Genomic DNA, 25287 nt, shown 5'->3' with positions numbered 1-25287 from the left:
TTTTGGAGCGCGCGTGTATATCGCCAAAAGAGATGTGGCCGCCTGGGGCTGCCTCTTCTGTTTTTGATGGCCCTCAGGGCTTGAAGACGCCGATGAAGATGGCGGGATCGACGCGAGTGTCGTTCAGGCTGACATTCCAGTGCATGTGAGGCCCGGTGGCGCGGCCGGTGGCGCCGACCCGGCCGACGATGCCGCCCCGCGGCAGGCTTTGCCCCAGCTTCACGTCCACCTTCGACATGTGGCAGAACATGCTGATGAGCCCCTGGCCATGATCGACGAACACTGTCTTGCCGTTGAAGAAGTAGTCGCCAATCAGGATCACCCGGCCTGCCGCCGGGGACTTGATGGGGGTACCGGCGCCGACGGCGAAGTCGAGGCCCGAGTGAGGGTTGCGCTCCTCACCATTGAAGAAACGGCGCAGGCCGAAGGGGCTGGAGAGGGGGCCGTTGACCGGTTTGTCGAACATCAGGTTGCTGGGCTGGACCGGACTGAAGGTCTGATAGGCCTTGGTCTGTTCCGCCAGTTCCCGGTTGATGCGCGCCATGTCTTCGGCCAGCGGGTTGACCTGGCGCGTGTTCTTCAGCTTGATGTGCTGTTCCCGGTAGTGCTTGGTACCCACCGTGAAGCCGAGCGTGCGGCCATCACTCAGGGTCAATTGCTGGGCACCGGCGGCGCCCTTGAGGGGGATGCCGACGATGGCTATCCAGCGGCGCCCCTCTTCTCGCACCACCAGCACGGGTTTGTCCTGATAGCGGGCGCCGGGCGCCTTTTCCCCCTCACCCAGCGGCACCACGGCCACCCCACCAGGAACGGGATGGTTGAGCAGGCGAGTGATGAAGCCGGGTTCGGCATGGAGCTGGGTGCTGCCGAGCAGCAGGACAAGGAACAAGAGGCGGCGCATGAGGGCTCCACGGAAAAAGGCGGATGAAATCGGAGGGGAAAATGATGCCACATTCCCGTCGGGCTGTCCGTCGCTCTGGACAATGACGCCGAATAAAGATGTGGTCTTGCTTCGGGCAGGCTGTGGAATCTTGTGCTATTTACTAATGAGTCACTAACGATTGGTGTTTGAATGACACCCATGATGACATGGAAAACCGCACTGGCAGGGGAAACGGCAGTCGCCAGCGACATCCAGATGAATGGAGGTTGTGATGAAGACGAACGCTCGCTTTACGATACTTGCACTCGCCGTGGGCGGGCTGCTCTCCCTGCCCGCTGACGCCTTCAATGGCACCATTACCATCAACGGCGAAGTGACCGCCGGCACCTGCGCCATCGCCGTCAATGGCGGCAACGCATCGGCCATCGTGACCCTGCCCACGGTGAGTACCAACGCCCTGACCAGCATTGGCCAGACCGCCGGGGCTACGGGCTTCAATCTGGCGCTTACCGGCTGCCCGGTGACGGGATCGGTGCGAGCCTACTTCGAGAATGTCGGGGTGGCCCAGGCCACGGGCAATCTGACCAACAAAGCCGTGGCCGCCGGTGGCAAGAACCCGGCCCAGAATGTGGAGGTACAGATCCTCTCTGCCAACAGCAGTCCCATCGATCTTCGCACCAACACCAACAACTCGCTGGTCAATTTCAGCGGCACCGGCACGGCGACCCTCTATTACAGCGCCCAGTATGTGGCGACCGGCGCCGTGGTTGCCGGTCTGGTCTCATCGGATCTCATCTACTCCCTCGACTATCACTGAGACTCGTCCCATGAGGCTGTCTGACTGGGTGAAACATGCGGCCTTGCTAGGGGGGCTGCTGCTGCCCTGGCAAGCCTGGGGCTATGTCCAGATCTCCGGTTCCCGGGTCATCTATCCAGCCGCCGCCCGGGAAGTGACGCTGGAGCTGCTCAACAAGGGCAACTTGCCTTCTCTGGTGCAAGTCTGGATCGATGCAGGCGATCGTTCCATCCGCCCTGGTGCCGATGCGGTTCCCTTCCTTGTGACCCCTCCCATTACCCGTATCGAGGCCCTGCGTGGCCAGTCCCTGCGCCTTGCGTATGTCGGGCAGGGGTTGCCGAAGGACAGGGAGTCGGTGTTCTGGCTGAATGTGCTGGAGGTGCCTCCCAGCGCCAAGTCTACCGGGGCTGACAATAATCAGGTCAAACTCGCCTTTCGCTCGCGCATCAAACTGTTCTACCGACCGGAGGGACTGGCTGGCAATGTGGAACGTTCCGCCCAGCAGCTGACCTGGCGCCTCGTCAAGCTGGGGCAGGGTTATGCCCTGCGCGCCAGCAATCCCAGTCTCTACCATGTCAGCATCAGCAACCTGGATCTGCAGACGGCCGAGGCCAGACAGTACAGCAACCAGAGCGGTGGCATGGTGGCGCCAGGGGGATATTTCGATTTCCCCGTGGACAGGCTGCCAAACCAGGCTCATGCCAAGGCGGTGACCTTCTATTGGCTCAATGACTATGGTGCCCGGGAGGTGGGTCAATTCGTCTTCAACTGATCCCTAATCATGATGGGAGCGCAACCGGGTGGCTCCTTCCCGTCTGGAACTTCTGTCGGTGATGAGGGGGGAGCGTCATGATTGCCAGCACACCCCCAGACTCCACCGTCTTGAGCAAGTGGCCCGTTGTGAAGGGACTGAAAGCCGCCATGGGATGCTGGTGGTTGCCATGTTTCTGGGGATCCGTTGTCATGGCGCAAACGGCAGTTCCCCTGACTGATACCCAGGCCACAGCGCCTGCCCCCGACGTGGAGTTCGACAGCCGTCTGCTCGATAGTCTGGGGGTCAACATCGATCTCGCCCGTTTCACACGCGCCGACTTCATCCCTCCTGGTCTTTATCAGCTCGACATCACCCTCAATGGCAAGGTCTCCCTGAGCCAGCAGGTAGAGGTGCGGGCGGGGCCGGATCCCAAGATCCCCCTGTTTTGCTTCAAGCAGGATCAGCTCAAGCAGTGGGGGCTGCTGGTGGACAAGCTGCCAAACCAGGCTTCGGTGAAGCAGCAGTTGCAAAGTGACTGCATCAGGGTGGAACAACTGGTGCCGGGGGCCAGCTTCAATTTCGAACTGGCGAGTTTGAGCGGGACGCTCAGCCTGCCCCAGGCGTACCTTGGTCGAGTCAGGCGTGATTATGTCGGGCCGGAGCAGTGGGTTCAGGGGATCAACGCGGCTTTTATCGGCTACAACGCCAACGTTTACTACAGCGAGCAGGCGGGGGGGGACGAGGGATTCAGCAACAGCGTCAATCTCAATGCTGGCATCAACCTGGGGTCATGGCGACTGCGTCACAACGGTTCCTGGCAAGGCAGTGACGGGGGGAGTTATCAGGTGCTCAACAGCTATGCCCAGCGGGATGTCACCGCCCAAACCGCCCAGCTCACGCTGGGGGAGTATTTTACCCCGGGGGACAGCTTCGACAGCGTGCCTTTTACCGGCGTGCAACTGGCCAGCGACGACGCCATGCTGCCGGATTTTGAACGGGGCTTTGCCCCCGTGGTGCGCGGGGTGGCCCAGAGCAATGCCAGGGTCAGCATTCGCCAGGGCAGTACCCTCATCTATGAGACCCAGGTTGCCCCCGGAGCCTTCGCCATCGACGATCTCTATGCCACCAGCTTCGCCGGGGATCTGGACGTGACCATCACGGAGGCGGATGGCAGCTCCCGCAGCTTCACCCTGCCATTCTCCTCCGTGGTGCAGATGCTGCGAGATGACAGCTCCCGTTTCAGCCTGACCCTGGGACGCTATCGCAACGATGCGGGCCCCGATGGCCCTGACTTCCTGCAAGGTACCTACAGGCGCGGCTTCTCCAACACCCTGACCCTCTATGGCGGCACCATAGCCGCCGAAGACTACGGTGCCCTGCTTGGGGGGGGCGCCGTGGGGTCCGATTATGGCGCCCTGGCCCTGGATGTCACCGGCTCCTGGGCGCGGAGTCTGCCTGCCGACTCGGGGCTGCCCTCTTCCCTCACCGGCCAGAGTTATCGGCTCACCTACAGCAAGCAGATGGACATCACCCAGACCTACTTCACCCTGGCGGCCTACCGTTTCTCCAGCGAAGGGTATCTGGATCTGGCCGATGTGGCGGCGGCCCAGTCACAGACCTTCGATCAGTTGCAGCGGGAGCGCAACCGCTTCCAGCTCAACATCAATCAGCCGATTGGAGACTGGGGGGATATCTACTTCAATGGCATTCGCCGTGACTATTGGGGAGGACAGACCGAGAGCAGCAGTTTCCAGCTCGGGTATAGTCGGGGATTTGACTGGGGCAACCTGACGCTTTCTGCCAGCCACTCTCTGGACGATGGGGTGGGAGACCAATATATGCTGAGTCTCAGCGTCCCCATCGGCAACAGGCTGGGTTCGCCCCGCTTGAGCAGTACCTTGTCTTACCAGGAGGGGCAGGGTTACAGCGCCAGGCTGGATCTCAACGGGGGCACTCAGGATGGCCGCCTCTACTACGGTGTCTATGGCAGCCAGGGCCAGGGCCAGGGCAACGGGGCCGGCAATCAGGGCTATGGTGCGAATCTGCAATATCAGGCGGCGGCGACCCAGCTCGGCCTCAGCACCAGCCAGGGAGAGGGATATTCCCAGTATGTGGCCTCGGCCAAGGGAACCCTGCTGGTGCATGAGAATGGCTGGGTGCTGGGACAGAGCCAGGGGGAGACGATGGCACTGGTGGAGGCAAAAGGAGCTCAGGGTGCCAAGATAAGCCAGGGCATGGGCAGTGAGATCGATGGGGATGGCTACGCCGTGCTGGCGGGGCTTAACCCCTATCGTACCAATGTGATCAGCCTGGATCCGAGTGGCTTGCCTCTGGACGTAGAGATAGAGGGCAGCGCCCAGATGGTGGCACCTCGCCGCGGAGCTATCGTCAAGCTGGCCTATGAAACCCACCTCGGTCAGCCGTTGTTGCTCAAGGTGCGCTTGCAAGATGGCACCAGTCCCCCCTTCGGTGCCGAGGTGGTCGATGGTGATGGCGGCTCGGTGGCCGTGGTGGGGCAGGGGGGGCTCGTCTTCGTGCGCGGGGAGCAGGGAACGCTTTATGTCCAGTGGGGAGGGGAGTCGAACCAGCAGTGCAAGCTGGACTACCGGATGCCAAAGCCGGATCCGGCGGTGCCCTACCAGCAGGTGGCGGCGCGCTGCATCGGCTCGGGGGGCGGCTCATGACCCTCTGCCTGCGTGGAGCACTCTGTCTGGTGGCCCTGTTATGGGGACACGCGGGGGAGGCGGCACTCAACCTGACCCGCACCCGGCTTATCTATCAGGGGGGAGAGGCCAACCTGTTGGTGCGCAACGACGGGACCGAGCCCAGCCTGTTGCAGGCCTGGGTCGATGGGGGAGATGAGCAGCAGGGGCCGGCCGAGGTTTCGACACCTTTTTTGGTCGCCCCCCCCATGATGCGGCTGGGGCCGCAGAAGGGGCAGAGCCTGCGCATTCTGGGGGCCGATGATCTGACGCACTTGCCCCAGGACAGGGAATCCCTGTTCTGGCTCAATGTGCTGGGGCTGCCGCCCAAGGCGAGCCTCTCGGAGGCCAGCGTTCAGCTTGCCTATCGTACCCGGATCAAGCTGTTCTACCGCCCCCCCGGCGTGCAAGGGTCGCTGGCGGATGCCGTTGCCCGGCTCGACTGGCGGATGCAGGCCGATGGATTGAGTGTTCGCAACGGGAGCCCTTTCTATATCAGCCTGAGCGAGGTGTGGCTCGAGGCAGGATCGCGCAGGCAGAGTTGGCAGCAGGCCGGCCTCATCTCGCCATGCGATATGCTGGTAATTCCGATTAACATGGTGGGAAACACTGCCATCAAGGGACGTGTCCGCTGGATTGACGACGATGGCACCTATCATGAGCAGGGATTTGTGCCAGGTAAAGGGAGCATCCATGACTAAACAGAGAAAATATGGCCTGAGGCCCATTATTTTGGGAGTCTTGCTGCTGGCTGGCTTGTTATGGCTACCCGGGGCCCAGGCCGTCGACGGTCAATGCACCAGTCCCTTTGTGGCAACCGGCCCCATCACTGCCACCAATACCCTCTATCAACCCGGCGATACTGGCAGTGCCACCACTTTTTCAACGACCACTACGGCCGCCTGCAACTGCACCGGGATATCGCTGGGATTATTGGTGACGGTCAATTATCAGGCTACCACTGGCCTGCCCACCATCTCGGATCCTCTGGGAACCCTCATCAAGCTCAATGATTATTTTGGCCTCAAGGTGGAGTTCAACGCAGCGGGTAGCTACCGGACTCTGCCCTTCAGTGCGACCTCCAGCAGTCTGCTCACCGTGTGCGTGCTCAATGTGCTCGATCTGGCGCTGGGGGGGATCCAGGTCAACGGGGGGCGCTATACCCTCAAGCTGCTTAAAGGGGTCACGGGGACCCAGACCTTCAATGGCACCGTCGCTTATCTGTTCGTGCGACGCTCCAATCCACCGGATACCAGTCCGGCCAATGCCTTCAGCACCCTGGCGATGAATATCAGCGTTACCTCGACCCCGACCTGCCAATTCCCGGCGGGCACCAATATTCCCATCGATCTCGGTGCCGTGGCCCAGAGCGCCTTCGTCGAGGGGGAGGTGCCGAGGGGCTATGCCCCCCGAACCGTCAATGTGAGTGTCACCTGCAGCCAGATCCCGAGCGATTACGTGGTGCCACTCAACTACAGCTTCGGCGGGGCACTCACCAGCCAGAACCGCTTCATTACCACCAGTCTGGCGGGGGTCGGTGTCGGCATGCTGGCGCAGAGCAGCCAGACGCCTATTCCATTCGCCACCGCTATCCCTGTACCCTATTCGGCAGCCACCCATAACACCGATTACAAGGTGAGGCTCTACCCGACCCGGTTGCCGGGTCAGGTGGTACGTACCGGTGCCTATACCGGTACCATCATGGTCACGGTGACAGTGCCCTGATGGACTTTCCGTTGTTTCTTCTGCGAGGTCGATGATGAACAGTGAACCCAGCCTGCGACGCGAACCCAAGCGCCACCCCATAGGGCGGGGCTGGATCTGGATCCGTACCGGCTTTGATATCTTCAACCGGGGCATGGGGGTCAGCGTGGCCATGATAGTGCTCTGGTTCGTGGTGGGGATGGTGCTGGAGCAGCTCCCTGCGGGTGGCCTCATCTCGCAGCTGCTCTATATGGTGTGGGGCGCTGGTTGGGTCGCCGTGGCCCGGCGCGGCTTTGCGGGACACCCTCTCCAGTTTGGGGACTTCTTCACCGGTTTTCGCCATCGCTTGACTCCCCTGGTGCTGGGGGGGCTGCTGGTGCTTGCCATGCTCGGCCTGATCCTGCTTATCTGCTTTGCGCTGTTGCACCTCTGGGATCTGACCGGATTGCTGGCCCAGGATCCGGAAACGCTGACCCTGACCCCAGGGCAGGCGCAAGGCTTCCTGCTTTGCCTGCTGCTGGGGATGGCCCTGGTGATCCCCATGCTGATGGCCATCACCTTCGCCCCGGCTCTTATTCTCTTCCACGGCGTCGGGGTCCTGCAGGCGGCCAGGCTCAGCTTCAAGGGCTGTCTGCGCAACCTATGGCCCTTCCTCTGGTGGGGGCTGATCGGCGCCCTGTTGCTCCTGCTTGGCGCGGCGCTCTTCCTGGTCGGTCTGCTGGTGGTGCTGCCCGCCATCAACTACTCCATCTATGCGGCCTACAGAGACATCTATCTGGAGGAGCAGGCAGCCCCCGAAGAAGAGCCCGTTACCCGGGAGTTTGGCTTCGAGGCATAAACGTGCAGCCGATGAGATGATGCATGAAAACGGGGCCCGCTGGCCCCGTTTTGCTGCTCATGATCCGGCTTGCCAGAGGGGATCCTTTGCCATGCGATCGATCAGAAAATCGAGAAAGCTGCGCAGCAGGGGAGACATCTGCTTGCGGGTACCATAGATGCCATAGACGCCGAGCCGCTTGGGTTGCCACTGGGTGAGCAGAGGCACCAGAGCGCCGCTTGCCAGTGCGGCTTGCACCGAGTAGTGGGGCTGCAGGCTGATGCCGGCCCCCTCCAGGGTCGCCTGCAGCAGCAGGTTGGATATGTTGGCGCTGAGGTTGCCGCTCACCGGCACCGAGGCTGGACCATCCTCCCCCTCGAACTCCCACAGACTCTTGCCGAAATAGGTATAGGTGAGGCAGTTGTGCAGGGCGAGATCCTGCAGCCGCTGCGGGGTCCCGTGACGAGCCAGATAAGCCGGGCTGGCGCAGACCACGGAGTGACAGGTGCCGAGTCGGCGTGCCACCAGATTGGGATCCAGATCGTTGGTGATGCGCACGGCGAGATCGATGCGCTCCTCCACCAGGTTGACGGTTCTGTCCAGCAACAGGATGTCGATGGCCGTGCCGGGGTAGCGGGCCAGGTAGTCGTTGGCGGCCCGTACCAGCAGGGCATCCGAGATGGAGTAGCTGCTGGTGATGCGCAGCTGTCCCTTGGGGGCCTCGTCGCTGCGCACGGCCAGCTGCTCCATCTCTTCCCCCAGCGCCAGCATGGCTCTGGCACGATTCAGAGCCTCTTCCCCCGGCCCCGTGAGGCTGAGACGGCGGGTGGTTCGGTGCAGCAAGCGCGCCCCCATCCACTGCTCCAGCTCTGCCAGATAGCGCGAGACCATGGCGCGGGACATCTCCAGCCGCTCACCCGCGCCGCTCAGGCTGCCCTGTTCCACCACGCAGACGAAGACCCGCAACGCGGTCAGTCGATCCATTCCTGCCTCTATATGTTCGATTCATGCAACAGTGATGCGCTCATTATGCGGTATTTGCTCGGATAAGGTTTAAATAAACTACAGCTACTCGATGAACAAACACCCAATGAGGCATTTTGATGAACACAGTACTGCGCACCTTGACCCTGGCTACCACCTTGCTCAGCGGCGCCGCCCTGGCAGGCCCCCTGACCGTGACCGTTTACAATCCGGGTGAGAAGGCCATCTTCCCCGTCTCCTCCGAGCTGGTGAGCGGCGACAAGGAGGCCATCCTCATCGATGCCCAATTCGGGGTCAACGATGGCAAGGCGCTGGTGGATCTCATCAAGCAGAGCGGCAAGAAACTGACCACCGTCTACATCAGCGGCGGGGATCCGGACTACTACTTCGGCCTCGAACCCATCAAGGCGGCTTTCCCCGAGGTGAAGATCCTCGCCAGCCAGCACGTGGTGGATCACATCAACAAGACCAAGGATGCCAAGCTGGCCTACTGGGGGCCCATCATGGCCGAGCAGGCGCCCAAGCAGCTGATCGTGCCCGAGGTACTGACCTCCTCCCAACTGACCCTGGAAGGCAAGACGATTGAGGTCAAGGCCATGAATACCCCGAGCGCCTACCTGTGGGTGCCCTCCATCAAGACGGTCCTGGGCGGTGTGCCCGTCTATGCCGGGACGCACGTGTGGATGGCCGACAGCCAGACCAAGGCGGCGCGGGCCCAGTGGGTGCAGACGCTGAACGAGATGCTGGCACTCAAACCCGAGCGCGTCGTGCCCGGTCATTACCTCGGAGCGGAGCCCGTTGGCGTCGATGCCGTGACCTTTACCCGCGACTATGTGCAGCGCTTCGAGCAGGCACTGGCCAAGGCAAAAGGGTCGGCCGAGCTGGTGGCAGAGTTGAAGCAGGCCTACCCCGAATTGCCCATGGATGACGGGGTGGAGATTGGGGCCAAGGTCGCGACCGGCGAGATGACGTGGTAATTGCCTGAGTCTGTTCCCTGTGTTTTTTTGCCGGGCAGTGACTGCCCGGTTTTTTGATTTTATGGAGTGAGCCCATGAACGAGATGACCCTTCATTATGTCTACGATCCCCTCTGTGGCTGGTGTTATGGCGCCGCCCCCCTGCTCGAGGCCGCGGCCCGGATCCCGGGTCTGCAGATTGCCCTCCATGCCGGTGGCCTCTGGCTCGGCGAGCGCCGCCAGCCCATGGGGGCGGCGCTGCGCGACTATGTGCGGCCCCACGACGAACGCATCCAGGCTCTGACCGGTCAGCCGTTTGGGCCGCGCTATTTCGATGAACTGTTGCTGAGCGAGGGCTTGTTGCTCGACTCCGAGCCCCCCATTCGCGCCATCCTGGCGGTGAATGCTCTGGGGAGGGATGGCTTGGCAATGCTGCATCGCATCCAGCAGTCCCACTATCGCGACGGCCAATGGGTGGGTTCCCTTGCTCATCTGGCGTCATTCGCGCAGGAGCAGGGGATCACGGCTGCGGCGTTCGAGCAGGCCTATCAGAACGTGAACCTGAGCGGACACCTGACCGAGAGCCAGGGCTGGCTGCGTCGCCTCGGCGGCCAGGGCTACCCGACTCTGGGGCTGGAGCACGCGGATAAGCTGCGGGCTCTGGAGATCTCCTCCTGGCTCGGGGATACGGAGGGATTCATCACCCGACTTCGACACCTGCTCGGGTAGTGTTATCTGCTGCCATCCGTCAGGTTGGCGGTTAAAATGAAATGCTTTTTTACTTTTAATTGATTCATGTCTCCGATCAAGGCAAAAACGACCGACAATTGTAAAATCACTCAATTATTGATGGTTTTCTCTGCATGGAGTCGTAGAGCAGTTCATGTTTGCCAAGGGGACATTAATGCTGAAAAAAATAACAATCAGTCAAAAAATAAGCGGTGGATTTGCCATGTTGGCGGTGCTTGTCATCGGCGTCGGGTGGTCTTCCATCAACAATCTGTCGGGACTGTTTCTCGATAGCACGCTGGTGACAGGCAATCTGATCCCGAGTCTGCAGGCGGCCAACCAGATGGAGACAGCCTTGCTCAATGCCAGACGGGCAGAATTGAACATGATAGTCGCCAATGGATCGCCGCAGGAGCAGGCGTCCCATCAGCAGGGGTATCAGGCAGCCCGTCAGGAATTTGAGCGAAGTGCCGAAGCATACGAGTCTATGCCTTTCACCTCCAGCGAGGAGAAGGCTGAGTTCATGGCGCTCAAAGAGGCGGCCGCCCAGTACTTCATCTCCCATGACAAGTTGGCTGCCGCGCTCAATGACGGGCACAGGGAAGAGGTGATGGCCCTGCTCAAGGGAGAGACCATGACGCTGCTGGAGCGTGTCAGCCACAAGGCGCTGTTGCTGCGGGATATCAACAGCAAGACGGCTCAGCAGATGACCGATTCCATCGCCGACGTGTATGCGTCCTCCAAGCTGCTGAACCTGCTGGTGGTGATCTTCACCGTCTGTTATGTCTCCATCATGGCCCTCTGGTTGACCCGCCAGATCCGCAATCCCGTACTGCAGTTGCTGGCCCAGACCAGGCGGGTGTCCGGTGGCGATCTGGCCAGCCGGCTTGCCCTTGGCAGCTTCAACCAGGATGAGCTGGGGCAGCTGGCGCGGGGATTTGACGACATGCAGGTGCAGTTGCACCAGCTGGTGAGCGAAGTCTCGGGCTCTGTCGTGCAACTGAGCGCCGCCACCGAAGAAATTGACAGGGTGGCCCAGGCATCGGCGGCCAACATGAGTCAGCAGCAGAGCGAGCTGGATCAGCTGGCGACCGCCATGCACGAGATGCAGGCCACGGTGCAGGAGGTCTCTCGCAACACCAGCGATGCCGCCGATGCGGCGACGCAGGCAAGCAACATGGCGGATCAGGGGGCCAACACGGTCAATGACGCCATCGAGCAGGTTGATCAGGTGGCTACGGCCATAGAGGCGACGGCCCAGGTCATCACCCAGCTGGGGGAAGACAGCCACAATATAGGCATGGTGCTGGAGGTGATCCGCAGCATTGCCGATCAGACCAACTTGCTGGCCCTGAATGCCGCCATCGAAGCCGCCAGGGCCGGTGAGCAGGGGCGTGGGTTTGCGGTGGTGGCCGATGAAGTCCGTACCCTGGCCCTGCGGACCCAGGAATCGACCGAGCAGATCCACGCCATCATTTCCGAGTTGCAGCAACGGGCAGCGCAGGCGGGGGCGACCATGATCCAGAGCCAGTCCTTGATGGCCTCGACCGTGGACAGCGCCCGCGGCGCCGGTGTGGTGATCGCGGATATCAGCAACTCGGTGGAGAGCATTTCGCACATGAACATCCAGATCGCCACCGCCACCGAAGAGCAGGGGGCCGTCGGCGAGGAGCTTAATCGCAACGTGGTCAACATCAGTTCGGCCTCGGAAGTGGTGGTGTCCGGCGCCGCCCGGATAGCCAGTACCAGCAACGACATCCATCAGCTGACCGATCAGCTGCACGGCATGGTACGGCGCTTCAAGGTCTGATCCTCGCCGTTTCTCGCTCACTGCCAAACGGGGAGTCCGGGTAGGGCCTGGACTCCCCGTTGTGTTCTCTCCCTTGTCCCATCACCGGTTCTTGGGCATGCTAGCGGACTCATTGATTTGGCCGGATGCAGTTGTATGAACCTTCGCGATCTCGAATACCTGGTAGCGCTGGAAGAGGAGAAGCACTTTCGCAAGGCGGCGGAGCGCTGCTTCGTCAGCCAGCCGACCCTGAGCGGTCAGCTGCGCAAGCTGGAAGACGAGCTGGGGGTGATCCTCATCGAACGCACCTCCCGCAAGGTGCTGTTCACCCCGGCCGGCGACGCCATGGCCCAGCAGGCCCGCAAGGTGCTCAAGGAGGTGCGCGAGCTGAAAAGCATCGGCCAGCACTTCGCCGAGCCCATGTCCGGCGAGATCCACATCGGCTTCATTCCGACCGTCGGTCCCTACCTGCTGCCTCACATCATCCAGGATCTGCGGGAACACTTCCCCAAGCTGGAGTTCTATCTCTATGAGGAGCAGACCCAGGTGCTGCTCAAGCGGCTGGAGGAGGGGGAGCTCGACTGCGTGGTGCTGGCGGAGCTGGATGGCATGGATGGCTTTGGTGCCATCCCGCTCTATCAGGAACCGATGTGGCTGGCGGTGCCCCAGCAGCACCCCGAGGCCCAGGCCAGGGCAGTGCCGCTGCACAACCTCAAGGGCAAGAAGCTGCTGATGCTGGCAGATGGCCATTGCCTGCGGGATCAGGCCATGGGGTTCTGTTTTGCCGCCGGCATCGGAGAAGATCAGCGCTTCAAAGGGACCAGCCTCGAGACCCTGCGCAACATGGTGGCGGCGGGCAGCGGCCTGACCCTGATCCCCCGTCTCGCCGTGCCGGCCAACCGGGAGGAAGGGGGCGTCAGCTACCGACCGGTGATCGACCCCATCCCAGGTCGAACGATCTCACTGCTCTATCGCCATTATTCGGTGAGAAGGCCTTGCTTCAATGAGTTGGCGTCGCGAATCTCTCTGCTCATGAAATCATTGTTGGCATGATATGCTGATGGAGAAATAAAAAAACCGGCGCCAAGGCGCCGGTTTTTGCATGTCTGCGAACCTAGAAGATGTCGTCGGTGGAGACGGGGCCATCGCTGCCAGCGTCATCACCGCCGTAGACCTGGTTGCCATCGGAGATCTGGCTCGCGTAGCGGGTCGGTTCAGTCCCCTCTTTGAAGAACTCCGTCATGGTGCTGCCATCGGTGCGGTTGGTCAGCAGACCGGTCTCGCGATCGATGCGTACCTGCATCACCCCTTCCGGTACGGACATCTTGCGCTCAGGCACCTGCTGCAGGGCCGTCTTCATGAAGTCGATCCAGATGGGCTGGGCGGCACCACCACCGAACTCGGCACGGCCGAGGCCACGCTGGTGGTTGTCAAACCCGATCCAGGAGGTAGCCACCAGGTTGGGGGTATAGCCGGAGAACCAGGCATCCCGTGATTCGTTGGTGGTCCCGGTCTTGCCCGAGATGTCGTGACGCTTGAGATCACGAGCCGCCCGCCAGCCGGTACCGCGCCAACCGTTGCCACCCCAGATGGCGGTGGTCAGGGTATCGGTGATGAGGAAGGCACTCTGGGCACTGATGGTCTGGGGCGCCATGTTGTTGGGCACCACGGGGTCGATCGGGCACTGGGCCTTCCAGTCCGGCTCCGTATTGAGGTAGGCATCGGCACTGTCGAGGCCGGCGGCGGCCAGCACGCCACAGTCGCGGCAGGCGGCAGCCGGATTGGCCTGATACAGGGGCTGGCCGAAGCTGTCGGTCACCTCGGTGATGAAATAGGGACTGACCTGGAAGCCGCCGTTGGCCAGCACGGAATAGCCGCGCACCACTTCCAGCGGCGTGAACTCGGCGGCGCCGAGCGCCAGGGATTCGTTGGCGGAGATGTGATCCCGGGCGAAGCCGAAGCGGGTCAGGCCGTCGATATAGGTATCCAGCCCGATGGCGCGCATCAGCCGTACCGACATTACGTTCTTGGACTTGGCGAGGCCGAGGCGCAGGGTGGTGGGGCCTTCATAGATGGCCGGGGAGTTCTTGGGCTGCCACATGGGGCCCTTGGCCGGATCCCACTGGTTGATGGGGGCGTCGTTGATGAGCGAGGCCAGGGTGTAGCCCTGCTCCAGCGCGGTGGCATAGAGGAAGGGCTTGATGTTGGAGCCGACCTGGCGGCGGGCCTGATCCACCCGGTTGAACTTGGATATCTCGAAGCTGAAGCCACCGACCAGCGCCTCGATGCCCCCATCCTGCGGATTCATGGCCACCAGTGCGGCGTTGACTTCGGGGACCTGGGAGAGCAACAGCTCCTCACCCTTCTCCCGCACCCAGATCTGGGCGCCGACCTTGAGCACATCCCGCGCCGATTTCGGGGAGAAGCCCTGACGATCATCGGTGATGAAGGCCCGCGCCCACTTGATGCCATTCCAGCCGAGTTCGGCCTGCTTGCCATTTTTGAGCACCAGGGTGGCGCTCTTGTCGCCGAGCTTGGTGACCACGGCCGCCACCAGCGGCTGGTAGGTCGGCTGCTTGGCGAGATGAGCCACGATCTGCTCATAGTCCCAGGCGGGCTCACCGGCTTTCCACAGCAGGGCGGTCGGGCCGCGATAGCCGTGGCGGGTGTCGTAGTCGAAGACGCCGTCCAGCAGGGCGCGATGGGCGGCACGCTGACGCTTGGCGGTGACCGTGGTGTAGACGTGCAGGCCCATGGTGTAGGCATCTTCACCGAACTGCTCCACCATCTTCTGGCGCACCATCTCGCTCAGGTAAGGGGCATTGAGTGTCGTCTCGGCGCCGTGATAGCGGGCCTTGACCGGCATCTTGGACGCCTCGTCAAACTGGGCCTGGGTGATCTTGCCGGTCTCCAGCATGCGGCCGAGCACCACGTTGCGACGGGCGTAGGCACGTTCGGGGGAGCGGATGGGGTTGAGCATGGAGGGCGCCTTGGGCAGACCCGCGATGATGGCGATCTCGTCCAGGGTCAGATCCTTCACATCCTTGCCGAAGTAAACCTGGGCGGCGGCGCCGACCCCGAATGCCCGGTAGCCGAGGGGGATCTTGTTGAGATAGAGGGTGAGGATCTCGTCCTTGGAGAGGTTCTGCTCGATGCGCCAGGCCAGGAAGACTTCCTTGATCTTGCGCACCAGGGTCTTCTCGTTGCTCAGGAAGAAGTTGCGCGCCACCTGCTGGGTGATGGTACTGGCGCCTTGACGGGCCTGACCCGAAACGGCCCAGACGGTGGCCGCCCGGATGATGCCGATGGGATCGATGCCCGGGTGCTCGTAGAAGCGGGCATCCTCGGTGGCGAGCACGGCGTCGATCATGGACTGGGGGATCTCGTCCAGACGCAGCGGGATGCGACGGATCTCGCCAAATTGGGAGATCAATTCACCGTCCCGGCTGTAGACCTTCATGGGCGTAGCCAGTTTGACATCGCGCAGTGCGCTCACATCCGGCAACTGGGGCTTGATGTAGAAGTAGACGCCGATGAGGCTGGCAACACCCAGCACAGCACCCAGCATCATCACAATAAAGAGGCGAATGAGCCATTTCAGCATGGAAGAACTACCAATCGTCTTAAAATTAGCCAACGGGCGCAGAGTATAGCCTTTTTAGCCCTGCAGATTCGAGGTTTTCCTGTCCGAAGAGCCGGACCCCGAGAAGAGGCGCGAGGGTAGCACTTCATGGCGCAATTACCAAGGCGAGGGGGAGAAGTGGAGGAGAGGGTTAACGCGTCATTTTTTGACAGAAACTTTATGACGTTGATAGATCTAGCATTATATTGAGTTGAGTCATCACCTCGTGATGAGCTGTCCTACAATAAGTCCTAAAACCCAATAACGCATGGATGTGTATATGTTTGGGCTATTCAGCAAAGGATCCCTCCTCTCCTTGGCGGGCATTGATTTTGGCAGTCAAACCATCAAGGCCGTCACTCTCAGCGGGCGTCCCGGCAAGGTGCATCTCGAATCGGTCGCCGAGATTGCCATGCCCAAGGGCACCCTGGTCGACTATCAACTGCAGGATATTGAACGGGTCAGTCAGTCCCTCAAGTCCCTCAAGCGGCTCATTCAGGGCGATTGTCAGCAGGTGGCTACCGCGGTCACCGGCTCCAATGTCATCACCAAGGTCATTCAGGTCGATGCGAGGATCAACGACAACGAACTGGAGAGCCAGGTACAGCTGGAGGCCGAGCAGCTCATCCCCTTCCCCTTGGATGAAGTCAGCCTGGATTTCGAGATCCTGGGAATGACGGCCGATGAGAGTCGCCAGGAGGTGCTGTTGAGCGCAGCCCGCACCGAAAGTGTCAGCGGCCGGGTCAGTGCCCTGGCGGAAGCCGGCATGAATACCAAGGTGGTCGATGTCGGCGCCCATGCCCTCGGTCGCGCCGTGCTGGCCTGTTTGCCGGAGCTGCAGACATGGGAAAAGCCGGTCGGGATCGTCGACATCGGAGCCAGTGCCATGACCTTTGCCGCCTTGATCAAGGGGCAAGTGATTTACTCCCGTTTGCAAAACTTCGGTGGTGACCAATACAGCCAGGCATTGGCCTCTTTTTACAGCATGAGTCTGGACGAGGCCGAGCTTGCCAAGACGCAGGGAACTTTGCCTGCCGACCACGAGAGCGAGGTACTGCTGCCTCACCTCAATACCCTGGCGCTGCAGGTGAGGCGCAATGTGCAGCTGTTCTGCAGCTCATCGGGCAACAAGGATCTTTCCCGGTTGGTGCTGACAGGGGGGGGGAGCTTGCTGCCCGGCCTTGTCAAACAGATAGGCAGCGAACTGGGCTGTGAGGTGCTCCACCCTGATCCCTTTGCGCTCTTTGGCAAACCCAAGGGAGAGGGGGGGCTCGTTCATGGGGCCAAATACATGGCTGCCCTGGGATTGGCGCTGCGGAGCTTCACACCATGTCAAATATAAACTTGCTGCCCTGGCGTGTCGCTAGGGCACAACGCCAGAAGAAGCAGTTTGGTGTCTTGCTGGGTGTATTTCTGGCGGCGACGGCGTCGCTGGCTTTCGTGATCGACTGGTTGGTGGTCCAGCAGATCTCCCATCAGCAGCAGCGCAACCAGCGATTAGTGCAGGAGATGACACTGCTCGATGCCCAGCTCGGCGAGATCCGTCTGCTCAAGGAGCGGCGCAAGGAGCTGATCGACCGGATGGAACTCATCGAGAAACTGCAGATGAGGCGCAACATCCCGGTTCGCCTGTTCAACCAGTTACCCGTGCTGGTGCCCAACGGGGTGTATCTCAATACCCTTGCACTGCAGAACGATCGCATCGACGTCAACGGCAAGGCCGAAGCCTATGGCCGGGTGGCCAGCATGATGCGGCGCATAGACGGCTCTGACTGGTTGGGAGAGTCCCAGATCAGCACCATCTTTACCGCCGAGGTGGCCCCCATTGCATTGAGTCAGTTCTCCATGATGTTCCAGATTGCCAGCACAAGCCTGAATAAGGCTAAGGGGCAGCCATGAACCTGCAGCAGCTCAACGAACTCGATCTCAATGACATTGCCCGTTGGCCCAAGGTGGCCAAGGGGATCTTTATCGCAATCTGCTGTGCCTTGTTGGGAGGGGGCATCTATTACTACGTAATCGCGAGTTCCCTGACGGCACTGCGCCAGGAGGCCGCCAAAGAGGTGGAGTTGAAAGGGCAGTTTGAGACCAAGGCCATGCTGGCGGCCAATCTGGGGGCATACAAGCAACAGATGGTGCAACTGGAGCATCTGGTCGATAACCAGCTCAAGCAGTTGCCCAATACCCATGAGGTCGCGGGGCTGCTCGATGACATCAGCTTCATTGCGACGGACAACGGTCTCAAGCTCAATCGCATCAACTGGGAGCCAGAGGTCCAGCGCGAATTTTCCACCGAGCTGCCCATGCGCATCGAGGTGGTCGGGACCTATCACGAGCTTGGCAAGTTTGCGGCCGATATGGCGGCCTTGCCGCGGATCGTGATCCTGGAGTCTTTCACCCTGAACCAGGGCAAGGATGGGAGCGACATGATCGGCATGTCGATGCTGGCCAAGACCTACAAGTACAACGGCAAGACAGTGGAGCAGAAACCATGAAGCTGAACGCGCTCTGCCTCCTGTTATCCGCTTTGCTGCTCACTGCCTGTGGGGGGCAGGAAGACATGGATGAATATGTGCAGCAGACCAAGGCGAGGGCCCCCGTTCCCATTGAACCTCTGCCGGAGATCAAGCCGTTTTCCCCCATGGCCTATCAACGCAACGATCAGCGCAGTCCCTTCATCGAGCCTCAGCCGGAGAACAGCTCCAGAGTGGATGCCAAGGTTAAGCCGGATTGTGCCCAGATAGTGGCCAACCGTGAGAAAGAAGTACTTGAGCGCTATTCACTGGCCAGTCTGAGCATGAAGGGTTCCATCGGCAAGCAGGGGCAGCTATGGGCCTTGATCAATACGCCCGATGGACAGGCTGTACGTGTTGGATTGAATCAACATATGGGGCTGGATCAGGGAAGAGTCATCAAGATAACGAACACCCATGTTGACTTGATGGAGACGGTACCGGATGGCAAAGGATGCTGGGTCACCAGAGAAACCCAGTTGGCCATGGCCAATCTCGACGCAAAACTATGATCAGGGATGAGCAGAGATGAGAACAACAATAAGCAGGATGACCGGCGTGGCGCTGCTGTGGTTTGGGGCCTGCCATCAAGCATGGGCAGTGCCGACGCTGCAAGAGGTCAAGGTGAACCCCTTGTTGGCAGACCAGCTGTTGCTGGAGCTGAGCTTCAGCGAGCCGGTGAGTGGTTTTAGCGACAGATTGTCCTATGAACCCAATCAGTTGCTGCTCCATGTGCCCGGTGCCGTTGGTGCGCTGACGGTCAATCCGCTGCCCATCAAGCAACAGGGGGTGGACAATCTCAAGGTGGAAGGCAAGGGGGAGGGGCTAGACATCAAGATAGCCCTCGACCAGCTGACCCCTTATCAGGTGCATCAGCAGGGCAACAAGTTGCTGGTGTCGCTGGGGGATAAGGTGGGCCAAACAACGGCAGCGGCGCCTGTAGTCACCCAGTCGGCGCTGGTCAGGAGTCAGCCTGTCACTCAGTCAGCGCTGATTGATACCCAGCGGGTTGCCCAGAATCAATCCATGCCTGTCCCCCAGCCAGTATCGGCACCCACTCCCGCCGCGGCCTACAAACCTGTGTTGCCCACCCAGCAGGCCAGCAGCGGAGCCTATTTCAACTCGGTCAAAGGGGTGGACTTCAGGCGTGGCAAGGAGGGTCAGGGAGAGTTTCTGGTGACCCTGGACAATAGTTCGGCTGCGGTGGATGTCAGCAGCCGCGGTCAGAAGGTATTGGCCAAGTTCCATGGCACACGGATCCCGGATGATCAGCTCAACCTCATCAACGTGCAGGACTTCGCGACCCCGGTTTCTCAGGTGGAAGTTTTCCGCCAAGGCAATGACACCCTGTTTGAACTGTCAGTCAACGGCCAATTCGATTATCGCTACGATCAGGCCGACAAGATGTTCATCATCGAGGTGAAGAAGCGCGTCGCCACCACGGCGGCCAAGCAGTATCAGGGCAAGCCAATCTCCTTGAACTTCCAGGATATTCCTGTGCGGACCGTGCTTCAGATCATCGCCGACTTCAACAATCTGAACCTGGTCACCACGGACTCCGTCGCCGGCAATATCACCCTGCGCCTCGATGGCGTGCCATGGGAGCAGGCGCTGGACATCATCCTCAAAGTCAGGGGGCTGGATAAACGACTGGACAACAACATCCTGCTGGTGGCGCCGGCAGAAGAGATTGCCGCCCGTGAGAAGCAGCAGATGGAGAGCCGCAACCAGGTGGCGGACCTGGCGCCGCTCTATACCGAATACATGCAGATCAACTACGCCAAGGCGGCGGAGGTGGCGGCATTGCTCTCCTCGGAGAGTACCAAGCTGCTCTCCCCGAGAGGGGCGGTGAGCGTGGATGAGCGTACCAACGTGCTGGTGGTCAAGGACACGGCGGATGTCATCAGTAGCGTCAAACGGATGCTGGATATCCTCGACATCCCGGTCAAGCAGGTGGTGATTGAGGCTCGCATGGTGACCATTGACGATGGCTTCGACGAAGCGCTAGGGGTGCGCTGGGGGGTGACCAAGACGGATGGGCACGGCAACGGGACTTCGGGGACCATAGAAGGCAATGATGGTTCGGGCAACAATGATGGATCCTCAGCCATTACTCGCCCCAACGTCGAGGACAGGCTCAACGTCAACCTGCCGGTGACCAATGCAGCAGGGACCCTCGCCTTCCAGGTGGCCCGCCTCGCCAATGGCACCCTGCTGGATCTGGAACTGTCGGCGCTGGAGAAGGAAAGCAAGGCCGAAATCATCGCGAGTCCCCGGGTGACGACGGCGAACCAGAAGCCGGCGTTGATTGAGCAGGGTACCGAAATTCCCTATGTGGAATCCTCTTCCAGCGGGGCGACTTCGGTCACCTTCAAGAAGGCGGTACTGAGCCTCAAGGTCACCCCCCAGATCACTCCGGACAACCGGGTGATCCTGGACTTGACCGTGACTCAGGACACCAAGGGGGAGACGGTACCGACCGGTACCGGGGATGCGGTTTCCATCAACGCCCAGTCCATCACCACCCAGGTGCTGGTGAACAACGGTGAGACCCTGGTGCTCGGCGGCATCTATCAGCAGACCATCAAGAGTGATGTCAGCAAGGTGCCCCTGCTCGGGGATATCCCGGGTCTTGGCTATCTGTTCAAGAAAACCACCAGCGAGAACAAGAAGCGGGAATTGCTGATCTTCGTCACCCCGCGGATCGTGACCGACGCCCTCTGAATGCTTTACATGTGAGGGTAAAACACATATAACCTTACGCCCCAATGAGGCTGGGGCGTAAGGGCTGCGGTTGCCAGTCCCGATTTCTATTGAGATAATCCCCCTCCTGATCCATCGCAAGATAAGGTTCATAGGTACCCCGGTCGAGAGTTTACCGGGGCCATACAGTTTGTAATTACTAACGAAAAGACATGGCTGAGAAACGCAATATTTTCCTGATAGGTCCCATGGGTGCGGGCAAGAGCACCATAGGTAGACATCTGGCAGAACAACTGCACATGGAGTTTTTCGACTCGGATCATGAGATTGAGCGCCGCAGTGGTGCCGATATCGGCTGGGTGTTCGATGTTGAAGGCGAAGAGGGTTTCCGGATCCGCGAAGAGAAAGTGATCGGCGAACTCGCCGAGCAGCAGGGCATCGTGCTGGCAACGGGTGGCGGTGCCATCAAGAGCCGCGAGACTCGCAACAAGCTTTCCGCCCGTGGCATCGTTGTCTACCTCGAAACCACCATTGAGAAGCAGCTGGCGCGAACCCAGAGAGACAAGCGTCGTCCCCTGTTGCAAACCGAGGAGCCGCCCCGTGAAGTGCTGGAGCGTCTGGCTCTTGAGCGCAATGCCCTGTATGAAGAAGTCGCTGACTTTGTCATCCACACCGATGAGCAAAGTGCAAAAGTTGTTGCCAATCAAATCGTCAAGTTGATCGGCATGTAATCGATAGAGGACGTCCATGGAAAGGTTGAAGGTCGAACTGGGTGAGCGCAGCTACCCGATTGAGATAGCTGCGGGTCTGTTGCAACGCCCCGAGGTGTTGGCAGAGACGATCAAGGGCAAGCGGGTCATGATAGTGACCAACACCGTGGTCGCCCCCTTGTATCTTGAGCAGGTCATTCAATTGCTTTCCGGTTTTCAGGTTGAACACCTGATCCTACCGGATGGCGAGGCCTACAAGACCCTGGCGACCTTCGAGCAGATCATGTCTGCTCTGCTTGAGACCAACCATGGTCGTGACACTACCCTCATCGCCCTGGGGGGCGGCGTGATAGGTGACGTTGTCGGCTTCGCTGCGGCAAGCTATCAACGTGGCATTCCGTTCATTCAAGTGCCTACAACGCTGCTCTCCCAAGTTGACTCTTCCGTTGGCGGCAAGACCGCCGTCAATCATCCCCTCGGCAAGAACATGGTGGGCGCCTTCTACCAGCCCAAGCATGTGATCATCGATACCGATTGCCTCAAGACTCTGCCCGCGCGCGAATTTGCCGCTGGCATGGCCGAGGTGATCAAATACGGCATCATCTGGGATGCCGAGTTTTTCTCCTGGCTCGAGACCAACATGGTGCGCCTGCAGAGCCTCGACACCGACGCGCTCTCCTATGCCATTCGCCGTTGCTGCGAGATCAAGGCCGAAGTGGTGGCCGAAGATGAGACCGAACACGGGGTGCGCGCCTTGCTGAACCTGGGGCATACCTTCGGTCATGCCATCGAGGCTGAAAAAGGCTATGGCAACTGGCTGCACGGGGAGGCTGTTGCGGCCGGCATCATGCTGGCGGCGGATACTGCCCTGGCCCGTGGCGATCTGGGCGGGCAGGAGGTTGCGCGGATACGTGCCCTGCTGCTGGCTGCGGATCTGCCGGTGAAGGCTCCTCCCGAGATGGATTTCGATGCCTTCATTCGCCATATGCGCCGCGACAAGAAGGTGCTGCAAGGCAAGCTGCGGCTGGTTCTGCCGGCCGGGATCGGGCGTGCCCAGGTTGTCGGTGATGTGACCGATGCCCAATTGATGGCGGTAATCGAGTCTGGTCGTGACTAACAGCAAACTGCTAAAACTTCCCTCCCAGCGGCAGCTGGTCGACCGGCTGCTGCATCTGATTGAATTCAATCACCCTTTCATCTTTCTCTCCGGCAAACCCGGCAGCGGTCGCGGCACTCTGTGTGAGAGCTTGCTAAACAACCTACCCGATACGGTGCGGGTGGTGAGCCTGATCGGCAGCGCCGCCATGAAGATGGCGGATGTGCGCCAGCTCTTGCTCCAGCAGGTGGTGGCGAGACCGCTGTTCAATCCGCAGGATGCTCTGGCTGACAGCTTCTTCCGGATGCTGGATGGTAAGCCCGCGAATCTGCTGCTGCTCATCGAGCGGACAGACGAATTGCCTGCGGATCTGGTGGGGGAGTTGTGGGCACTCTGCCGTCACAACGATACGCTGGCCAACCCCCACAAGCTGGCGATCATGGTCTGTGGCAATGACGTCTGGTGTCGCAGCCAGAAGGAGGCGCTCAAGGGGCGTGCCATGCCCGCGCTCGAGCTGGAGGTCGCGCCACTGAGCCCGCCGGAGCAACGTATCTTCTTGTATGAGAAGGCCAAAGAACTCAAGATCCCGACTGCCCTCTTGCCCAAGCCCAAGGTAGAAGAGATCCTGAATGGCGCAAACGGACATCCGTCCGCCATCATGCAGTCACTGGAGGATATCATGACCGACAGAAGGCCCAAGAAACGTCAGGCCGAGTTGCCCGTGAAGAAGATTGCGATAGTGCTGGCCCTGGTTGTGGCTGGCCTGCTGGGCTTGAGCTATCTGCCCCTGTTCGATGGCATGGACAAGGAAGAGGCCAGGGAGCAGCCGCAAGAGGGAGCCCTGCCGGCACCGATTGGCAGTGATGCTCTTGAAACAAACGCGGCGAGCGGCGCACAAGCCAGCGGCTCGGCGATGAATGGCGATCAGGTGGCACGAGACTGGCAATCCGATGCCAAGACGTTGCCCAAGAAGGTCGAGAGCGAGACCGTCACCACGGAGTCGACCAACTATGAGGGGCGCCGGGTGGTCATCTCCGACGAGGTGGTCGAGAAACTGATGACGCAGCCCAATGTCAGCGGTGCATTGCCCACCGAGGTGGTGAACGAGCTGACTGGCGTGAGCTCTGCGGGAGCCACCCAGAAGAACGCTCCTGCTACCCCGTCTGCGGCGCAGCATGCCCAGCCGAGTGCGCCGACAGCCCAGGCTACGCCCAAAGCGGCGGCACCGGTTGCCGTGGCGGCGCCCAAGGTGGCATTGACACCGGTTTCGACCCTGAACAAAAAACCGAAGAATCACTACAGCATTCAGTTGATGGGCGCCAGCAATACCCAGGCGGTCGACAGCTTTGTGGCCGAGCATGCCCTGGCGGGCAAGGTGTGGGTCTACAAGACCCGCTTCCGCGGCAGCCCCTGGTATGTGGTCGTGCAGGGTGACTATGCCAGCAGTGCCCAGGCCAAGACGGCCATTCGCAAGCTCTCTCCGGCTCTGCTCAAGGGACAGCCCTGGCCCAAGTCATTTGCCCAGATACAAAAAGAGTTGAAGCAATAGCCATGCTGCCCGTGAAGGGGGTAGAATCTCCCCCCTTTTTTGGGCGTTGCCTTCTTAACACCGGATTTCCATGAAAAAAACACGCGCGTTTTTAAAATGGGCCGGGGGAAAATACTCCCTGGTCGAAGAGATTGCCGAGCGGTTGCCGGCCGGGCGTGTGTTGCTGGAGCCCTTCGTCGGGGCGGGCTCGGTCTTTCTCAACACCGATTACGATGCCTATGTGCTCAATGACATCAATCCGGATCTGATCGGTCTTTACAATCATCTCAAGCAGCGGCCGGACAACTTCATCAGCGAGGCGCGCAAACTGTTTGTGGCCGAGCACAACCACAAGACTGCCTATTACCGCCTGCGCAGCCAGTTCAACCAGACCGAGGCCGGTTTTGAGCGGGCCCAGCTGTTCCTGTTCCTGAATCGCCATGGCTTCAACGGCCTGTGCCGTTACAACAAGAAGGGGGGCTTCAACGTTCCCTTCGGTTCCTACAAGAAGCCCTATTTCCCGGAGAAAGAGCTGTGGGCCTTCGCCGAGAAGGCGCAGAAAGCGACCTTCATCTGCGAGAGCTATGCCGACGCCATGGCGAGGGCGCAGTCCGACTGGGTCATCTACTGTGATCCGCCCTATGCGCCGCTTTCCACCACGGCGAGTTTCACCACCTACTCGGCCGGTGGCTTCACCCTGGACGATCAGGCGCTGCTGGCGCGTCTTGCGCGGCACACCGCCGCGCACAAGCGGGTGCCCGTGCTCATCAGCAATCACGATATCGAGCTGACCCGCGAGCTGTATCGGGGCGCCCGTCTGGACGAGATCCTGGTCAAGCGCACCATCAGCCGCAACGGTGGGGGACGCAACAAGGTGGCCGAGCTGCTGGCGCTCTACCCACCGGGCATAGAGCCCGAGCAGGGCTATTACCCCAGCGACGCCGTACTGGCCGAGCTCGGCTAGTCTGCTGGGGGCCCCCGGGGGGGGCGCCCGGGCCACAC

At 60.6% G+C, this 25287-nt stretch carries 22 protein-coding genes; 19 read left to right on the top strand and 3 right to left on the bottom strand.

Annotated elements, in window-relative coordinates; all coding sequences use genetic code 11:
• Positions 1 to 73: 73 nt before the first annotated feature.
• Positions 74 to 901: a peptidoglycan DD-metalloendopeptidase family protein gene (locus ACW5W7_RS21025; RefSeq protein WP_456502970.1), complete on the bottom strand. Its 828-nt coding sequence runs from the start codon at positions 899 to 901 to the stop codon at positions 74 to 76.
• A gap of 253 nt (positions 902 to 1154) precedes the next feature.
• Here ACW5W7_RS21025 and ACW5W7_RS21020 point away from each other — a divergent pair, with 253 nt between their 5' ends.
• From ACW5W7_RS21020 to ACW5W7_RS20995, 6 genes are all read left to right on the top strand, one after another.
• Entirely contained in the window at positions 1155 to 1700 is a 546-nt protein-coding gene (locus ACW5W7_RS21020) for a fimbrial protein (RefSeq protein WP_349919052.1), read from the top strand.
• A gap of 10 nt (positions 1701 to 1710) precedes the next feature.
• Positions 1711 to 2451, top strand: a complete 741-nt coding sequence (locus ACW5W7_RS21015) for a fimbria/pilus periplasmic chaperone (RefSeq protein WP_456502969.1) — start codon at positions 1711 to 1713, stop codon at positions 2449 to 2451.
• A gap of 191 nt (positions 2452 to 2642) precedes the next feature.
• Positions 2643 to 5117 (top strand): fimbria/pilus outer membrane usher protein, encoded by a 2475-nt coding sequence (locus ACW5W7_RS21010; protein ID WP_456502968.1) that lies wholly within the window; start codon positions 2643 to 2645, stop codon positions 5115 to 5117.
• On the top strand, positions 5114 to 5836 hold the full coding sequence (locus ACW5W7_RS21005) for a fimbrial biogenesis chaperone (RefSeq protein WP_456502967.1): 723 nt from the start codon (positions 5114 to 5116) through the stop codon (positions 5834 to 5836). The genes ACW5W7_RS21010 and ACW5W7_RS21005 overlap by 4 nt, the downstream gene beginning before the upstream one ends.
• A complete protein-coding gene (locus tag ACW5W7_RS21000) occupies positions 5829 to 6860 on the top strand; it encodes a fimbrial protein (RefSeq protein ID WP_456502966.1) in 1032 nt (343 codons plus the stop codon). The genes ACW5W7_RS21005 and ACW5W7_RS21000 overlap by 8 nt, the downstream gene beginning before the upstream one ends.
• Positions 6861 to 6894: 34 nt before the next feature.
• A complete protein-coding gene (locus ACW5W7_RS20995; protein ID WP_456502972.1) occupies positions 6895 to 7677 on the top strand; it encodes a BPSS1780 family membrane protein in 783 nt (260 codons plus the stop codon).
• A gap of 57 nt (positions 7678 to 7734) precedes the next feature.
• Here ACW5W7_RS20995 and ACW5W7_RS20990 read toward each other — a convergent pair whose 3' ends face one another.
• Positions 7735 to 8640, bottom strand: coding sequence for a LysR family transcriptional regulator (locus tag ACW5W7_RS20990; RefSeq protein WP_456502965.1), 906 nt, complete (start codon positions 8638 to 8640; stop codon positions 7735 to 7737).
• A gap of 116 nt (positions 8641 to 8756) precedes the next feature.
• Between ACW5W7_RS20990 and ACW5W7_RS20985 the strand changes: the two genes are divergently transcribed.
• The 4 genes from ACW5W7_RS20985 (at position 8757) to oxyR (ending at position 13166) form a co-directional block, all read left to right on the top strand.
• Positions 8757 to 9617: a Vmh family MBL fold metallo-hydrolase gene (locus tag ACW5W7_RS20985; RefSeq protein ID WP_456502964.1), complete on the top strand. Its 861-nt coding sequence runs from the start codon at positions 8757 to 8759 to the stop codon at positions 9615 to 9617.
• Between the two features lie 74 nt (positions 9618 to 9691).
• Positions 9692 to 10324 (top strand): DsbA family protein, encoded by a 633-nt coding sequence (locus ACW5W7_RS20980; RefSeq protein ID WP_456502963.1) that lies wholly within the window; start codon positions 9692 to 9694, stop codon positions 10322 to 10324.
• Positions 10325 to 10499: 175 nt separating this feature from the next.
• The gene (locus ACW5W7_RS20975; RefSeq protein WP_456502962.1) at positions 10500 to 12134 is read left to right on the top strand and encodes a methyl-accepting chemotaxis protein; all 1635 of its coding nucleotides are present in this window, start codon (positions 10500 to 10502) and stop codon (positions 12132 to 12134) included.
• 135 nt (positions 12135 to 12269) lie between these two features.
• On the top strand, positions 12270 to 13166 hold the full coding sequence (gene oxyR, locus ACW5W7_RS20970) for a DNA-binding transcriptional regulator OxyR (RefSeq protein WP_456502961.1): 897 nt from the start codon (positions 12270 to 12272) through the stop codon (positions 13164 to 13166).
• A gap of 61 nt (positions 13167 to 13227) precedes the next feature.
• Here the strand turns inward: oxyR and ACW5W7_RS20965 are convergent, their stop codons facing one another.
• The gene (locus ACW5W7_RS20965) at positions 13228 to 15717 is read right to left on the bottom strand and encodes a penicillin-binding protein 1A (RefSeq protein ID WP_456502960.1); all 2490 of its coding nucleotides are present in this window, start codon (positions 15715 to 15717) and stop codon (positions 13228 to 13230) included.
• 298 nt (positions 15718 to 16015) lie between these two features.
• On the opposite strand from ACW5W7_RS20965, the gene tapM reads away from it, so the two are divergent.
• From tapM to ACW5W7_RS20920, 9 genes are all read left to right on the top strand, one after another.
• Positions 16016 to 17077 carry a PilM family type IVa pilus assembly protein TapM gene (tapM, locus tag ACW5W7_RS20960; RefSeq protein ID WP_456502959.1) on the top strand — a complete coding sequence of 354 codons (1062 nt, stop codon included), beginning with the start codon at positions 16016 to 16018 and terminating at the stop codon, positions 17075 to 17077.
• Positions 17065 to 17634 carry a PilN family type IV pilus biogenesis protein TapN gene (gene tapN / locus ACW5W7_RS20955; RefSeq protein ID WP_456502958.1) on the top strand — a complete coding sequence of 190 codons (570 nt, stop codon included), beginning with the start codon at positions 17065 to 17067 and terminating at the stop codon, positions 17632 to 17634. The genes tapM and tapN overlap by 13 nt, the downstream gene beginning before the upstream one ends.
• A complete protein-coding gene (gene tapO, locus ACW5W7_RS20950; protein ID WP_456502957.1) occupies positions 17631 to 18230 on the top strand; it encodes a PilO family type IV pilus biogenesis protein TapO in 600 nt (199 codons plus the stop codon). Before tapN ends, tapO begins: the two co-directional genes overlap by 4 nt.
• A 2-nt stretch (positions 18231 to 18232) precedes the next feature.
• Complete coding sequence (locus ACW5W7_RS20945; protein WP_456502971.1) at positions 18233 to 18760, top strand: pilus assembly protein PilP; 528 nt, start codon at positions 18233 to 18235, stop codon at positions 18758 to 18760.
• A gap of 16 nt (positions 18761 to 18776) precedes the next feature.
• Entirely contained in the window at positions 18777 to 20972 is a 2196-nt protein-coding gene (locus ACW5W7_RS20940; protein WP_456502956.1) for a type IV pilus secretin PilQ, read from the top strand.
• Between the two features lie 191 nt (positions 20973 to 21163).
• Entirely contained in the window at positions 21164 to 21682 is a 519-nt protein-coding gene (aroK, locus tag ACW5W7_RS20935) for a shikimate kinase AroK (RefSeq protein WP_349919028.1), read from the top strand.
• 16 nt (positions 21683 to 21698) lie between these two features.
• Positions 21699 to 22778, top strand: coding sequence for a 3-dehydroquinate synthase (gene aroB, locus ACW5W7_RS20930; RefSeq protein WP_456502955.1), 1080 nt, complete (start codon positions 21699 to 21701; stop codon positions 22776 to 22778).
• Complete coding sequence (locus ACW5W7_RS20925; protein WP_456502954.1) at positions 22771 to 24306, top strand: SPOR domain-containing protein; 1536 nt, start codon at positions 22771 to 22773, stop codon at positions 24304 to 24306. The genes aroB and ACW5W7_RS20925 overlap by 8 nt, the downstream gene beginning before the upstream one ends.
• A 70-nt stretch (positions 24307 to 24376) precedes the next feature.
• Positions 24377 to 25249, top strand: coding sequence for a Dam family site-specific DNA-(adenine-N6)-methyltransferase (locus tag ACW5W7_RS20920; RefSeq protein WP_349919022.1), 873 nt, complete (start codon positions 24377 to 24379; stop codon positions 25247 to 25249).
• The last annotated feature ends 38 nt before the right edge of the window (positions 25250 to 25287 follow it).

It is taken from the genome of Aeromonas intestinalis, assembly GCF_054052485.1.
This window is presented reverse-complemented; position numbering and strand designations above follow the sequence as displayed.